This is a genomic window from Niastella vici (genome assembly GCF_002077945.1).
GTDB classification, from domain to species: domain Bacteria; phylum Bacteroidota; class Bacteroidia; order Chitinophagales; family Chitinophagaceae; genus Niastella; species Niastella vici.
On the sequence record NZ_LVYD01000042.1, the window covers coordinates 147,975 to 162,666 of the forward strand.

13 protein-coding genes are annotated in these 14,692 nt (G+C 46.4%); 7 read left to right on the forward strand and 6 right to left on the reverse strand.

The window, feature by feature from the left end; genetic code table 11:
* The first annotated feature begins 25 nt into the window (after positions 1-25).
* Together A3860_RS11935 and A3860_RS11940 are read left to right on the forward strand one after the other, a co-directional pair.
* Entirely contained in the window at positions 26-430 is a 405-nt protein-coding gene (locus tag A3860_RS11935; RefSeq protein WP_081146931.1) for an Hpt domain-containing protein, read from the forward strand.
* Positions 427-1,119 (forward strand): LytR/AlgR family response regulator transcription factor, encoded by a 693-nt coding sequence (locus A3860_RS11940; RefSeq protein ID WP_081146932.1) that lies wholly within the window; start codon positions 427-429, stop codon positions 1,117-1,119. Before A3860_RS11935 ends, A3860_RS11940 begins: the two co-directional genes overlap by 4 nt.
* A gap of 1,284 nt (positions 1,120-2,403) precedes the next feature.
* Here the strand turns inward: A3860_RS11940 and A3860_RS11945 are convergent.
* The 5 genes from A3860_RS11945 to atpG all read right to left on the reverse strand — a co-directional run bounded on the left by A3860_RS11945 (position 2,404) and on the right by atpG (position 8,014).
* Positions 2,404-3,807, reverse strand: a complete 1,404-nt coding sequence (locus A3860_RS11945; protein WP_081146933.1) for an MBL fold metallo-hydrolase RNA specificity domain-containing protein — start codon at positions 3,805-3,807, stop codon at positions 2,404-2,406.
* A 167-nt stretch (positions 3,808-3,974) separates the two neighbouring features.
* Entirely contained in the window at positions 3,975-4,451 is a 477-nt protein-coding gene (locus A3860_RS11950; protein ID WP_081146934.1) for a DUF4442 domain-containing protein, read from the reverse strand.
* Between the two features lie 74 nt (positions 4,452-4,525).
* Positions 4,526-5,740 (reverse strand): diaminopimelate decarboxylase, encoded by a 1,215-nt coding sequence (lysA, locus tag A3860_RS11955; RefSeq protein WP_081146935.1) that lies wholly within the window; start codon positions 5,738-5,740, stop codon positions 4,526-4,528.
* Between the two features lie 167 nt (positions 5,741-5,907).
* Positions 5,908-7,062: an SMC-Scp complex subunit ScpB gene (gene scpB / locus A3860_RS11960; RefSeq protein WP_081146936.1), complete on the reverse strand. Its 1,155-nt coding sequence runs from the start codon at positions 7,060-7,062 to the stop codon at positions 5,908-5,910.
* Between the two features lie 70 nt (positions 7,063-7,132).
* Entirely contained in the window at positions 7,133-8,014 is an 882-nt protein-coding gene (atpG, locus tag A3860_RS11965) for an ATP synthase F1 subunit gamma (RefSeq protein ID WP_081146937.1), read from the reverse strand.
* Positions 8,015-8,363: 349 nt separating this feature from the next.
* Here atpG and A3860_RS11970 point away from each other — a divergent pair, with 349 nt between their 5' ends.
* The 4 genes from A3860_RS11970 (at position 8,364) to lpxB (ending at position 11,492) form a co-directional block, all read left to right on the forward strand.
* Positions 8,364-9,014 (forward strand): NAD-dependent epimerase/dehydratase family protein, encoded by a 651-nt coding sequence (locus A3860_RS11970; RefSeq protein WP_081147115.1) that lies wholly within the window; start codon positions 8,364-8,366, stop codon positions 9,012-9,014.
* A 112-nt stretch (positions 9,015-9,126) separates the two neighbouring features.
* Entirely contained in the window at positions 9,127-9,918 is a 792-nt protein-coding gene (gene surE / locus A3860_RS11975) for a 5'/3'-nucleotidase SurE (protein WP_081146938.1), read from the forward strand.
* Entirely contained in the window at positions 9,918-10,214 is a 297-nt protein-coding gene (locus A3860_RS11980) for a hypothetical protein (RefSeq protein WP_081146939.1), read from the forward strand. The genes surE and A3860_RS11980 overlap by 1 nt, the downstream gene beginning before the upstream one ends.
* 165 nt (positions 10,215-10,379) lie before the next feature.
* Complete coding sequence (gene lpxB, locus A3860_RS11985; protein ID WP_081146940.1) at positions 10,380-11,492, forward strand: lipid-A-disaccharide synthase; 1,113 nt, start codon at positions 10,380-10,382, stop codon at positions 11,490-11,492.
* A 96-nt stretch (positions 11,493-11,588) separates the two neighbouring features.
* Here the strand turns inward: lpxB and A3860_RS41480 are convergent, their stop codons facing one another.
* On the reverse strand, positions 11,589-11,759 hold the full coding sequence (locus A3860_RS41480) for a DUF6728 family protein (RefSeq protein ID WP_173820200.1): 171 nt from the start codon (positions 11,757-11,759) through the stop codon (positions 11,589-11,591).
* Between the two features lie 193 nt (positions 11,760-11,952).
* Here A3860_RS41480 and A3860_RS11990 point away from each other — a divergent pair, with 193 nt between their 5' ends.
* The gene (locus A3860_RS11990; protein WP_081146941.1) at positions 11,953-14,526 is read left to right on the forward strand and encodes a zinc-dependent metalloprotease; all 2,574 of its coding nucleotides are present in this window, start codon (positions 11,953-11,955) and stop codon (positions 14,524-14,526) included.
* The last annotated feature ends 166 nt before the right edge of the window (positions 14,527-14,692 follow it).

The window sequence follows — 14,692 nt, forward strand, 5'->3', positions numbered from 1 at the left end:
GAAAAAATGGATAAACTATTTTCCTATGAGCGGAGCAAATTTCTCTAAAAAATTCATTTTCAATGAAAAAATCGACAGCGATTATCTTTATAGCCTGTATGAGGATGATTACCAGTATATAGAAGAAATATTCCAGACCACGCTGGCACACTTTGATGAAGATTATAATTCAATTAGAACAGCTTACGAATCAAATAATTTATTAGAACTAAAAAAGGCAATACATAAAATCAAACCAACGTTTGGATTTGTAGGATTGCCGTTAGTACAACATATTTGCAAAGAATTTGAAGATCAGTGTCAAAGGGCAGGGTCTTCGAATGATTTAAAAACAGAATATCAACAAATTGTAACTACTTTAGCAGCCAGTAAAGACCTGATCGCAACGGAGTACAATAAGTTGAAAGAATTCAATTCCAATTTTTTATGAAATGGACCTGTGTCATAGTAGAGGATTTGCAGGTAGCCGCAGATTATCTGGCAAAATGCTGCGAAAAAAGCGGACTGTTACAGGTGAAAGGACATTTTACCAACGTGGAAGAGGCGCTTGATTACCTGAATAAAAATTCCGTTGACATATTGTTTCTGGATGTAGAGATGCCCGGCGCTACCGGGTTCGACCTGCTCGATCAACTTGCTTATTATCCCAAGGTCATTCTTACCACTTCCAAATCGGAATACGCTTATAACGCATTTGAATACAATGTCACCGACTTTCTGAAAAAACCGTTCACCTATCAACGTTTTCAGGAGGCCCTGAATAAACTCACTACCCCTGCCGGGGAAAATAACATCAGCAGCACAGCCTCTGATCATATCTTCATTAAATGCGATGGCAAGCTGGTTCGGCTGAATAATGATGAAATCCTGTTTATCGAAAGCATGGGCGACTATGTAAAATTCGTGACCACCGATAAAAAGTTCATTACCCACAATACCATCAAGAACCTGGAAGAAAAGGTGAACCGGCAAACATTTATCAAGGTTCACAGGTCGTACATAATCAATATCAATAAGATAGACGATATCCGCGAAAACGACCTGTTTATTAAAGGGAACGAGATCCCGGTTAGTAAAGCCCATAAGGCCGACGTATTAAAGCGTTTAAACATCATCTGATCTTCATCGATATTTTCATCCTGTTTACCGGCATAAAGGCCCCAAATAGCTAATAATTTTCTCTTTGCCGGTGTTCGTAACCATCTTTGTTATAGCAGAAAAGTACATAAAACGCAGACCCTTAATATACTGTGTAACTTATTAATTGTGACGGTTATCAATTATAAACCCTATCCCTGAACGGAAGAAAAAAGTGGAATCCCTCAACACTATGAAAACTAGTGTGAACTAATCTCCAGCCTGCTCATGAAACGGATTTCATTAAAAAGCTGCCGGGCCCCAAAAAGGGTCCGGTTTCTTTTTTTATAATTATTTCTATGCTGTTTTCAGGGCGAAAACCCTACAACCCTGGATGCTGAAGGCTACCCAAATGGATGTTACTTAGGGCTGACTCGTGCACTGCCCTGTTAAAATGGTACCAAGAATGGGTGTTAGACTCTAGGTGAATGGCCTGGGTATTGCCTGCGGACTGCCTGAAGACTCCCTTGGGGTTGCACTGCAGCCATTGGATTCCTGTAGGGGCCCCAGAGTATCCCAATGCACCGCCCAGGGCATCTGGCTACCAGTTTCGGCATATAGGTACCATTACACTACTGTCTGCGCCGCTATATTGTAAGTGTTTATTATTATGGTGATCGGGAAATAATGCGGTTCCAGCTCAGCTTATACCGTTTTAGCTACCCAATCACCCTGGATTTTATCTCACATATTAGAGAAACCATTTACTCCCCCCGTGTTTTAACCCCTACCATCGAAGGTTTCCCCTTATTTGTCGAATAAAATTGTCCCCGGGACAAAGAATGACCATCTTTGTTAACGATCGAAAGTTCCTATAAAAAACCGAAAGACCCCGAAAGGGGAGATCCAGTTGAAGGCTTCACGGAGCCTGATATCCAAAGAAAAACCATAGACCCGTTTTGTTCCAACAATCCATGAAAACCAACCGAAAATCTCCTCGAGAAAAAACCCTAAACATCCAGTTCCGATGAAAAGTCCAAGAATTTAAAATCCATTATCTGAAAGGAGAACTACCCAAGAAAATCTGAGCCTATAGATGAATTAAATTTACTTAGAGACTACCCAAAGATTATTGAATTAAAAAAGCCGCCCCGTGAGGCGGCTTTTTGCTTACCTCCGGCCCTCTAACCTAAAGGGGAGCTCGGCTATCGCGCTTTAAAGGGAATAATCAAAGACCGATTGGCCACTCAAAACAAAAAGCCACCTTACAATAAGATGGCTCTTTATAAAATATCTTCAACTTGGTGACCCTGTCAAATCTATTAACTAAGTCAGCCCTATTTCATAATGTAATTCCGGGATCTCCACATCGCCAAACCCTTTTTTAATTAACCGCTCGCGAAACTGTTGCTGCACATTGTACTCGCCATGCACCAGGAACAGGCGTTTTACCTGGCGCGGGTCCTGACAGGACAAAAACTGGCTCAGGTCCTCATAATCACCATGTGCACTCATGCTGTGGATGGCGCCTATTTCGGCATGCACTTCATGCAATACGCCATAGATGTGCACTTCCTTTCTGCCCGATAACAGGCGTGCACCCAATGACTCAGGCTCGCAATAACCGGTCATTAAAATAGTATTGCGGCTGTTCTCTATATTATTGCTGATATGGTGTTTCACCCTGCCGGCCTCAGCCATACCACTGGCCGAAATAATGACGCAGGGTTCATTACGGAAGTTCAACAGCTTCGACTCCTGCACTGTTTTTATAAACTTCAATCCTTTGAAGCCAAAGGGGTCCGAATCTGACTCCAGCACCTTTTGAATGGTCTTGTTAAAATAACGCGGGTATCGTTTAACCAGTTCAGTTGTTTTTACACTGAGCGGACTATCCACAAAATAATCCAGATCGGGCAGCCGGCGCTCCAGTTCCAGCTGATTTAAATGATACAGGATCTCCTGGGTACGGCCCACGCTGAAAGCGGGAATAATGAGCTTGCCTTTTTTCTGCAAACAGGTTTTTTCGATCCACTGCAACAACTGATCGGGTGTGGTAACATTCAGCTCGTGCAGGCTGTTGCCGTAGGTTGATTCCAATATAATATAATCGGCTTGCGGAAATTCAACAGGGGAACGCAGGATCACATCGCGATAACGGCCCACATCGCCACTGAATGTAAGATGCGTGACCTTTCCATTCTCGGTTATCTTCAGATTTACAGCTGCGCTGCCAATAATATGGCCGGCATCGGTATACATCAGCTCTACAAACTCATCTACTGCATGCCATTGCCCGTATTCAACCGCTTTCAGGAACTGGAACGACTGTTCGGCATCTTCCCGGGTATACAGGGGTTTCAGGTAAGGCTGGTGTTCGGCTGCTCTTTTCTTGTTCAGGTATTTCACATCGTCTTCCTGTATTTCGGCCGAATCAACCAGCAGTATTTCGGTGAGATCTTTGGTAGCCGGTGTACAAAATATGGTACCCTTAAAACCGTCGGCGGTTAGCTTGGGGATCAATCCGCTGTGGTCGATATGCGCATGCGATAATATAAGGCAATCCACCTCAGCCGGGTTAAAGCCCCAGTTGCGGTTCAAATTATTGGTGGCCTGGCCCAGGCCCTGGAACATGCCGCAATCGAGTAAATACTTTTTGCCATTGTTCAAAGTAAGTAAATGCTTTGAACCGGTAACGGTACGTGCAGCACCGTGAAATGCGATCTTCATTATTGTAAAAAGTTTTGTTTGTTGTTCAATTCCATCATTGGCTCAAGAACTTTCATGGTCAATGGTGAATGGTGAATGGTGAGTGGTGAATGGTGAAATCGCTCGCGAAATTTGAGATTAATAACCAATCTTGCACCGCCGGTTATTGCCCATTGTCCATTAACCATTCATCCTTTCCTTTTAAACGACCAGGTAATCAAACACTCCGCTACCTTCTCACCCTGTTCATTGGTACCGGTTGCCGTAGCTACAAAGGTTTGTGCTTCGCCCGTGGCAACGGCTTGTTCTATGGCGTTCAACAACAAGGCGCCGTCTTTACATTCAAACCGGGTACGCCCCGTTGCTTTCTTGAAATAGCTGGCTTCAAACTTCACTACCAGCATCGATACGGGCGGTTTGCGCTTGTACACATGCGCCATGGCCAGTGAGCCGGTGCTCATTTCAGCCGCCATGGCCAGGCAGGCAAAGTAGGTAGAACGGAAAGGATTTTGTGAGAACCATTTATACGGAACCGTCACCACACAATGCTGTTCATCGATCTCTCTGATGCGCACACCCGAAAAGAAGGCGGCGGGCAGCTTCCAAAACAGGTATAACCTGAAAGCTACAGGATTACTTAGTTGTTGTATGAATTTATTTGGCATGGAGGAAAGGTTAGTTACATTCTTCAATGAATGTAAAAAAAATCCCGACGGTAACCGTCGGGACAATCTATAATTTATAAAACTTCGATCTGGTTCTTCAGCAGGTCTTCAAATTCATCGCGTTTGCGAATAAGATGGGCTTTGCTATCTTTCACCAGCACTTCGGCCGGTTTCAGGCGCGAGTTAAAGTTCGACGACATTTCAAAACCATAGGCGCCGGCATTGTAAAATACCAGGTAATCGCCTTCCCGTACTTCATGCAACTTGCGGTCCCAGGCAAACGTATCGGTTTCACAAATATTCCCTACCACGGTATAGATCCTTTCGGGCCCGTTGGGGTTGCTGATATTTTCGATATGATGGTACGCTTCGTAAAACATGGGGCGTATGAGGTGGTTGAACCCGCTGTTGACACCTGCAAATACGGTAGCCGGCGTTTGTTTTACCACGTTTGTCTTTACCACAAAGTAACCGCACTGGCTTACGAGGTACTTGCCCGGTTCAAACCAAACCTGTAGTTTTTTACCGGTCTCTTTTTCAAAATTCTTGAAGGCCACGGCCATCTTCTGGCCCAGCGTATTTACATCGGTTTCCGGATCATCGGGCTGATACGGCACTTTAAAGCCGCTGCCGAGGTCAATAAATTCCAGGTCGGGGAAATGGCTGGTGATCTCGAACATTACATCCAACCCTTCCAGGAACACGCCAATATCTTTGATCTCACTACCGGTATGCATATGCACGCCAGTCACCTTTAATTTGGTACTTTTTACAACGCGCTCAATGTGCCGCATCTGGTGTATGGAGATACCGAATTTGCTATCTACGTGCCCGGTAGAGATCTTGAAATTGCCACCGGCCATAATGTGCGGATTGAGCCGGATGCAAACCGGGTAGCTGCTGCCAAACTTGTTACCGAACTGCTCCAGAATGGAGATATTATCAATATTAATATTTACACCCAGGTCCTTTGCCGCCACAATTTCCTGAAAGTCGACACAATTGGGTGTATACAAAATGTTCTTGGGATCGAAGCCAGCCTTCAGGGCCAGCTTTACTTCATAAATGCTCACACAATCAACCCCGGCGCCCAGGCTGTTGACATACTTTAAAACATTTATATTGGTAAGTGCCTTACAGGCATAGTAAAAACGGGCATTGATCTTTCCAAATGCACCCTTCAGCTTATCGTATTGCTCTTTAATTTTTTCGGCATGGTACACATACAGGGGGGTACCATATTCATTTGCTAACTGAATTAAAAACTCTCTTGATAATTGCTGTGACATAGTATGCGAATATAAGAACAGTTGGCCAGTTTACAGTTCACCCTTCAAAGTTTCAGCGTTGCCCGGCGATTGAGGCCCGTGAACTTTAAACGTTGAAGGCGAACTAAAAAACAATGCGCATCTGCCGGTTGGCGAATGCGCATTAATGCTATTTCAAAAAATGAGGGTTATTTCTTTTCGTCGTCTTTGTCGTGTTCGGTATCCTCATCGCCAGGCTCCTCCTCATCTTCCTCATCAATCGCCTCTTCTTCGTCTGCTTCATCGTCATCTGAACCGTTGTGCTCTTCGATCAGCTCGCCGTCTTCACCAACCTTGAAAGTGGTTGAATCATCATCGGCATAGGCTTCCTCTTCTTCGGGCGTAATGTAGGGCTCTTCATCCTCAAACCCTTCTTCCTCTTCTTCTCCTTCATTATTGAAGGCTTCTTCTTCATCCCCTTCTTCATCATAACCTTCTTCGGCAATTTCATCCAGCACTTCGCCGGCTTCTTCATCCAGCGCTTCGGCTTCCTCGGCTATGGCTTCTTCATCGGTATCCAGTTCATAGCCTTCATCAGTTGTTTCGGCGTTCTCATCAACAATATCCTGACCCAGGGCGGCAGTAGTGCCTTCTTCTTCTCCACCTTCCCCGCCTTCATTTTCTTCGCTGTCTGTTACATCGGTACCATTCAGGTGGATGCCGTTCAGGGAAGGGGTAGTTTCTTCAGTATCCTCGCCTTCGGTGGAAGGAGTTATGATCACATCTCCAATAGCCGTGGGCGCCGCCACCATACTGTCGTCGAATACTTCTTTCAGCTTGGGCAGGTCTTCGGCTGAGTTCAAACCGAAATAATCCATGAAGTTTTTGGAAGTACCATACACCAGCGGGTGACCGGGCAGGGCTTCATTTCGGCCTGTTATAACAATGAGGTCTTTTTCGAGTAATTTCTGAATGGCGTAATCACTGCTCACCCCGCGAATGGATTCAATTTCAGACTTTGTAACGGGTTGTTTATAAGCAATGATACTTAAGGTTTCCAGCGCCGCGGTACTCAGGCGTTTCAGGAATTTATCGCCGTTCAGCTGGGCAACCGTTTTATGAAAATCTCTTTTGGTAAGGAACTGCCAACCGCCACCGCTCTCCCGCACTTCGAATGGATAGAATTCGGCCTTGTACTTCTCCAGGATCCCTTCAATGGCCGATTCAATCTGATCGAGCATAATCTTATCTTCCATAAAGCCAAAGGCCTGATTAATGAGATCAGTGATCTCCAAAGTGGTCAGTGGCTTTTCACTGGCAAAGATTAACGCCTCTATATGAGGTATCAGGTTGGAAATTTCCATCGTATTAGTTTATAGTTATCCGCAGTTTCCTGTCCCCGTAAGTTGGCCGGCCGAACGGGACCATAAACTTTTAACCTTGTAATGCAGCTGCACCGCTCACGATCTCAGTCAATTCGGTGGTAATGGCTGCCTGGCGAGCCCGGTTGTATGATACTTTATAGTGCTTTAATAATTCGTTGGCGTTTTCGCTGGCTTTATCCATCGCAGTCATACGGGCGCCATGTTCCGAAGCATTGCCATCGAGTACGGCTTTGTACAATTGCGTGTTCAGGATCTTGGGCATCAGCTCGGCAATGAGCTCATCTTTGGCTGGTTCAAAAATGAAATCGCTTTTTTTGCCGCCTTCTTTCTTTTCTACTTTCGGAATGGGCAAAAAGCGCTCAACAGTGAACCGTTGCATGGCTGCATTGCGGAATTCGCTGTATATCAGTTCAATAACATCAAATTCTTTTGCTTCAAAAGCTTTTACAGCAGCCTGGGCCACTGCCTGAACGTTCTCAAATTTCAGGTGCAGGAACAGGTCTCTGTGGGTATCGTTGACCTTGTATTTATTTTTCTGGAAGAATTCAGTGCCTTTTTTACCAATGCCCCAGATTTGCAGGGTGCCCCTGGCGTTTTGGGCAGCATATTTTTCCTGGATGGTGGTACGGGCCAGTTTTATTACGTTGGTGTTATAAGCACCGCACAAACCGCGGTCGCTGGTAATAACGATCAACAGCACTTTCTCTACAGGGCGTTCAACAGCCAGGGCCATACCGCCATCGCCTTCGGCACCGCTGACAATATTGCTCAGCACTTCCTGCAGCTTGCGGGCGTAAGGGCGCATCTGAATGATGGCATCCTGTGCCTTTCTTAATTTGGCAGCGCTTACCATTTTCATTGCTTTGGTAATTTGCTGCATATTCTGCGTAGCCTTGATCTTATTACGAACTTCTTTTAACTGACCTGCCATGTTGCAAAGTTATAATGTTGATTTGGTGCCAGGCAATTAGCTCTATAACGAATTAATAATCAGCGATATAGAGACAATAAATGGTCCTGTACTTTTAATCGGCTGCAAAGGTAGCGGAAACAGGGGAAAATTCCTTGTTCTGTGTAAAATTCCGTATTGGATGTGAGTTTCCTGCCAGAAGCCAGTGATCCAGTTTCTAAGTTTTTAATTTTTAAGTTCTTAGTTCCGGTTCACGGTTACGGTTCATGAACTCATTAACTTACTAACTCACAAACTCAAAAACTCATTTTCAAATCTGCCAACCAGCCACTTTCGTAAATAAATCACTTTGAAACACCACTGAATGAATATGCAAACTATTTTTATTACGGGTGGAACCGGATACATTGGTTCCCGGCTCATAAAAGCCCTGTTGCAGTCTGGCGGATTCCGCATTAAGGCGCTGGTACGAAAAGGTTCTGAGCATAAACTGCCACCCGGTTGCGAACTGGTCATCGGCAATGCCCTTGATGCCACCACCTACACAGCTGCCGCCGCCGGTGCTGATGTTTTTATTCACCTGATCGGTGTTGCCCACCCCTCCCCGGCCAAAAAAGCCGAATTTGAAACCATCGATAAGGTGTCGGTTCAACAGGCGGCCCGGGCCATCAGCGACAACCAGCTGCCTCATGTAATATACCTGAGTGTTAGCCAGTACCCTGGCCGTATCATGAAGGAATACCGCGAAGTGCGGGCAGCCGGTGAATCAATGCTGACAACAAGCGGCGCCCGCTGCTCTTTCATCAGGCCCTGGTACGTTTTGGGCCCCGGCCATTGGTGGCCTGTACTTTTCACGCCTTTGTATATGTTGACGCGGCTTATACCTGCTACCAGGGAACAAAGCCGGCAACAGGACCTCGTCACCATCAATCAAATGATCCACACCCTTTACTTTGCCATCAATCATCCGCCAGAAAATGGTGTACGCATTTATAATGTTCCTGACATAAAAGCGTTCTAGATATCCATGCATCTTGCCTGGCAGCAGCCCCGACTAAACCAGTCATGGCCTCGCAGTTATTTCGTGTAATTAACGTATTTGACAGAATTTTTCAGCATTTTTGTTATAAGATATGGCAAAAGCAAAAACGAAGAAAAGTAAGCCCGTTATCCTGATAACGAACGACGATGGTATAACAGCACCGGGTATACACAATCTGGTTGAAGCGGTGAAGGATCTCGGAAAGATAGTTGTTGTAGCCCCCGATAAACCGCAATCAGGCATGGGCCATGCTATTACTATAGGCCAACCTTTACGCCTGAGCTCAGTGACTACTTTTTTTGAAGGTGTGGAAGCGTATCAATGCTCAGGCACCCCGGTTGATTGTGTGAAGCTGGCAGTAGACAAGATCCTGCATCGCAAACCCGATCTGTGTTTGAGCGGTATTAACCATGGCGCCAATCACTCGATCAATGTAATATATTCGGGTACCATGTCGGCCGCTGTGGAAGCCGCTATTGAAAGCATTCCCTCTGTTGGCTTTTCCCTGCTCGATTACAGCATCGATGCCGATTTTACCGCAGCCCGTAAATATGCCCGCCTCATTGTGGAGCAAATGCTGAAGAAAATACCGGAAAAACATACGGTACTGAATGTAAACTTTCCCCCTGTTGCACCCGAACTCATAAAAGGCGTTCGTATTTGCCGGCAGGCCTATGCGAAATATGAAGAAGATTTTGTTGAGCGCAACGACCCTAACGGCCGCAAATATTACTGGCTTACCGGTGAATTTGTGAATTTCGATAAAGGAAAAGATACCGATGTGTGGGCCCTTAAAAATAATTACGTGAGTATTGTACCGGTGCAATTTGACCTTACCAATTATCAACTGAAAGATAAGCTCGAAAAAACCTGGAAACTGTAATGTTCAAAAAAGACAACCTTCGTTTTGGCATTTTGCTGGGCTTTATTGCCCCCCTGATAAGCCTTGTTGCCTATTATTTTATCAAGTTCTACCCCTTATACAGTGTAAAGGACTGTATAAACTTTGTTAGCGAGAATAAGAACCAGATCACCGCCATTTCGGTGCCCTGCCTGATCTTGAATATTGCCCTTTTCACATTTTATATCAACACTCACCGCGACAAAACCGCCAAAGGCATTTTTGCCATCACGCTGGTTTATGCGATAACGGCGTTGTTAATGAAGTTTATTTTGTAAAAAAGTGCGCCCATAGTGAATTATGATTTTGTTACCGGTTACCCGGTTCCGGTTGCCGGGCCTTGAATGTCGATCACTCTACCTGAAATCGGGTTCTCCGAATTCTTTGCCCGGTGACAGGTAACAGGCAACTGGTAACCGGCAACTTTCTCTTATCTTTACCCCATGCGTTATTACATTATAGCCGGTGAAGCGTCGGGTGATTTGCATGGCAGTAATCTTATCAAAGAGATCAGAAAATCAGATACCGCAGCCTCGATCCGTTGCTGGGGCGGCGACAGAATGCAACAGGCAGGTGGCGAACTGGTGAAGCATTACCGCAACCTGGCCTTTATGGGCTTTTGGGAAGTGGCCAAGAACCTGGGCACCATTTTGAAGAACCTGCAGTTCTGCAAAGATGATATTACCAAATACAAACCCGATGCGCTCATCCTCATCGATTACCCCGGTTTCAACTTACGCATAGCCGAATGGGCCAAACAACAGGGTTATAAGATCATTTATTATATTTCGCCGCAGGTATGGGCCTGGAAGGAGAACCGCGTGCACAAGATGAAACAGTGCATCGATAAAATGCTGGTGATACTTCCGTTCGAAAAAGATTATTACAAAAACAAATGGAACTGGGATGTTGAATACGTAGGCCATCCGCTTATAGAGGTGGTGGAAGAAGCGCAACTGGCGCCAGGCAGTACGCCCCTGGCCACCAAACCCATTATTGCCCTGTTACCCGGCAGCCGAAAACAGGAAATTCTGAAAAAGCTGCCCATTATGCTGGAAGTTAGCCGCATGTTCCCCGCCTGCCAGTTCATTGTGGCCAAAGCCCCCGGCCAGGAAGATAGTTTTTACGAGTCGGTGTTAGCGATGTACCCCAATGTTTCATCGGTGCGTGACTCCACTTATGCCTTGCTGTTGCAATCGAGGGCCGCGCTGGTGACCTCGGGTACCGCCACGCTGGAGACTGCCCTGTTCGGTGTTCCCGAAGTGGTGTGCTACAAGGGCAGCAATATTTCGTACCAGATCGCCAAACGGCTTATTAAAGTAAAATACATTTCGCTGGTGAACCTGATCATGGATAAGCTGGTGGTGAAAGAACTGATCCAGAACGATCTAACGCCGGGCAATCTGCGTAAACAACTCGACGACCTGCTTACCAACGAAGCTACCCAGCAACAACTGCGGGACGATTATGCCAGCTTGCGGCATTTGCTGGGCGAAGGGGGGCACGCGTCTTCGAGAGCTGCACAAATCATAAAAGAATATCTTGAGCAAAAATAAGAACTGGTTACCAGTTACCGGTTTCAGGTTACCAGGCAATAATTCGGACGGCATTCAAGGCCCGGCAACCGGCAACCGGCACCCGGTAACCTGTAACTATTTCTTCATCATGACCAGCTTTACAATAATCACGATCAACGCTATCAGGAACATGAACAGCGATATTCTGTTGATGCCATGCATATAGCGCATCCAGGTGGTATGCGGTGCGTTCGGGTCACGTTTCTTTAAATAAAAATACTCCTGCAATTGTCTCCAGACTCCCATATTATGACACTGTTTTTTTAGCGGAAATACAAATTTACAATATCTATAGAAGCGTACCAACGAATGCTGTTGCCTGTTGCCCAGCCGCCAGACAGCCATGCAGTTAATCTATCCCTAAATTTCCCGCTTCCATCCTAAAAAATGAGGGCTTACTTAAAAGCATCAGTAAATTGATAAACCTAAAAACTCAAGTATGAAGAAAACACTGCTTCTCCTTATCCTTTCGCCGGGTTTGTTGCTAACCGCTGCCCGGGCCCAGGACAAAAAAGGGGCTGCGGCGCCCCCACCCGCAGTCGATACCACAAAGAAAAAACCGGCCGGCATTACCGATAAAGTAAAAAGCAGCCGCAAGATCGATGGCCTTTTCACCATGTACCAGGACACGGCTACCGGCACGCTTCAACTGTATGTAAAGAAGAGCCAGCTGGGCAAAGAGTATATTTACCAGAGCTTTTCGCTCAGCGGCCCCAATTCATTGTACCTGAACCAGAGCATGCACCGCGCCACCGCGGTGTTCAAGATCGAAAAAGCATTCGACAAACTGGAATTCTCCGGCGTTAATACCCGTTTCTGGTACGATGCCAATAACCCCATCAGTAAAACGGCGGGTGTCGACAAACCCGAGGCCGTATTCCTGGTTGAAAAAACGGTTGCCGAAGATGCAGATGGCTACCTCATCAGTGCCGACGGATTGTTCATCAGCGAAAAACTCGATCCGGTGAAACCGCTGCTGCCGCCCGGCATTCCACCCACGGCCATCTTTAACCTGGGTAACCTGAACCCGGCCAAATCACGTTATTCAAACGTTCGCTCCTTCCCCCATAATTCAGATATTATAGTCGATCTGGCTTATGACAACCCCGCACCTTACAATAATGGCACCAACGACATTACTGATGCCCGTTATGTGCGGGTGCGCATGCAACACAGCCTTATCGAAATGCCGCAGAACGATTTCCACCCCCGCCGCGACGACCCGCGGGTAGGTTATTTTTCAGAACAGATCACCGACCAAACAAGCATCAGCCCTGTTCCGTATAAAGACATTATCCATCGCTGGTACCTGAAGAAAAAAGACCCGAATGCAGCATTGAGCGAACCGGTTGAACCCATCGTTTACTGGATCGAGAATACCACCCCGGTTGAATACCGCCAAACCATCATCGATGCCGGGTTAAAATGGAACGAAGCATTTGAAAAGGCCGGGTTCAGGAACGCCATTCAAATGAAGATAATGCCCGATGATGCCGACTGGGACCCTGCCGATATCCGTTATAATGTGATCCGCTGGGTTTCATCGGCACAACCGGTATACGGTGCTATAGGGCCCAGCTTTGTAAATCCTAAAACAGGGCAGATCATTGGCGCCGATATCACTATCGAATGGTTCTCGGGCAGCGCAACGCCTATCTATGATGAGCTGTTCAGAGGTTTTTCAGCTAATGGCAATACCCTGCAATTTCCCGGTATGAACCCGCAGCATGAAGAAAACTGTACCCTGGCCAGTGAACTGAAAAGCCAACTGCTCACGGGTATGACCGTTCTCGATGCCACCGGCGCTTCGGCCAATGACATAAAGGAAATGCACAAGCAGTTCCTTACCTACCTCATTATGCATGAAATGGGTCATACACTGGGGCTGAACCATAATATGAAGGCCAGCCAAATGCTGTCGCCCACCGAAATCAACAATACCGAGATCACCCACAAGCTGGGTCTTATTGGTTCTGTAATGGATTATCCCGCCATCAATATTGCTTTAGACAGAAGCAAACAGGGCGATTATTATACCACCAAGGCCGGTCCCTACGATCTTTGGGCTATTGAATATGGTTATACGCCTTTTAATGAAGGAGAAGAAGCGGCCGGACTTAAAACAATCGTTGCCCGCAGCACCGATCCCCAACTCGTATTCGGCAACGATGGCGATGATATGCGTTCCCCGGGTAAAGCCATGGACCCACGGGTGAATGTGAATGAACTAACCAGTGATGCCATCGGGTATGCAGAAGACCGGTTTAAATTGGTGAACCAGACCATGGGCAAACTGGTGCAAAAGTATTCGAAGGATGGCCAGTCGTATGCCGAGCTGCGCTCGCGTTATGGCACCCTGCTGAGCCAACGGTACAGCATGGTGGCAGCCGTAAGCCGCTATATAGGCGGCGTGCAGATCGACAGAAGCTTCCCTGAACAAAAATCCGGGGTTAAACCGTATACACCTGTTCCACTGGCTACGCAAAAACGGGCCATGGAAGTGCTGAATAAATATGTATTTGCTCCCGATGCCTTTGATGCCGACGCCCAGGTATTTGCCTGGCTGCAACCGCAACGCCGGGGATTTAACCAGAACAATTCAGGCGATGATTTCAGGGCAACGAGTACCCTGTTATCTATTCAAACAGATGCGGCACTTTCGCACATATTGCATTCAGCCACTTTGTTGCGTATGACCAACAGCCGTTTATATGGCAATCAATACAGCGTTGCCACCATGATGGGCGACCTGCAGAAAGGCATTTTCAGTGCCGACATTGCCACCAACGTAAACGTATACCGCCAGAACCTGCAAACCTATTTTGTACGGCAACTGGTGTCTATTGTAAATCCGCAAAACCAGGGTGTTGATGATGTGTCAAAAGCAGCTGCGCTGTATACGCTGAAAAAGATCAAAACACAACTGGCCACTGCTGTATCGACCAATGATGAAACAAAGGCCCACCGCGCCAACCTGTTGTTCATGATCGATAAAGCACTGGAAGTAAAATAAACGAGGAGTGCCTACCTTGCGGGGGCACTTTCATCAACAATAAAGGAGGGTCCCTTCGCCAGTAGGCGGAAAGCTCACCTTCATAAACATAAAAGGTGAGCCCTCACTGAAAGAGGACCAAACTATCACCAATAAAAAAACCATCGTCCCGATATACCGGGAGATG

What these genes read in the sequence shown, in the direction of transcription:
- A3860_RS11945 (WP_081146933.1), bottom strand. Translation starts at nt 3,807, where the DNA reads ATGAAGATCGCATTTCACGGTGCTGCACGTACCGTTACCGGTTCAAAG.
- A3860_RS11935 (WP_081146931.1), top strand. Translation starts at nt 26, where the DNA reads ATGAGCGGAGCAAATTTCTCTAAAAAATTCATTTTCAATGAAAAAATC.
- lpxB (WP_081146940.1), top strand. Translation starts at nt 10,380, where the DNA reads ATGCGTTATTACATTATAGCCGGTGAAGCGTCGGGTGATTTGCATGGC.
- A3860_RS11970 (WP_081147115.1), top strand. Translation starts at nt 8,364, where the DNA reads ATGCAAACTATTTTTATTACGGGTGGAACCGGATACATTGGTTCCCGG.
- scpB (WP_081146936.1), bottom strand. Translation starts at nt 7,062, where the DNA reads ATGGAAATTTCCAACCTGATACCTCATATAGAGGCGTTAATCTTTGCC.
- A3860_RS11950 (WP_081146934.1), bottom strand. Translation starts at nt 4,451, where the DNA reads ATGCCAAATAAATTCATACAACAACTAAGTAATCCTGTAGCTTTCAGG.
- A3860_RS11990 (WP_081146941.1), top strand. Translation starts at nt 11,953, where the DNA reads ATGAAGAAAACACTGCTTCTCCTTATCCTTTCGCCGGGTTTGTTGCTA.
- atpG (WP_081146937.1), bottom strand. Translation starts at nt 8,014, where the DNA reads ATGGCAGGTCAGTTAAAAGAAGTTCGTAATAAGATCAAGGCTACGCAG.
- A3860_RS11980 (WP_081146939.1), top strand. Translation starts at nt 9,918, where the DNA reads ATGTTCAAAAAAGACAACCTTCGTTTTGGCATTTTGCTGGGCTTTATT.
- lysA (WP_081146935.1), bottom strand. Translation starts at nt 5,740, where the DNA reads ATGTCACAGCAATTATCAAGAGAGTTTTTAATTCAGTTAGCAAATGAA.
- A3860_RS11940 (WP_081146932.1), top strand. Translation starts at nt 427, where the DNA reads ATGAAATGGACCTGTGTCATAGTAGAGGATTTGCAGGTAGCCGCAGAT.
- A3860_RS41480 (WP_173820200.1), bottom strand. Translation starts at nt 11,759, where the DNA reads ATGGGAGTCTGGAGACAATTGCAGGAGTATTTTTATTTAAAGAAACGT.
- surE (WP_081146938.1), top strand. Translation starts at nt 9,127, where the DNA reads ATGGCAAAAGCAAAAACGAAGAAAAGTAAGCCCGTTATCCTGATAACG.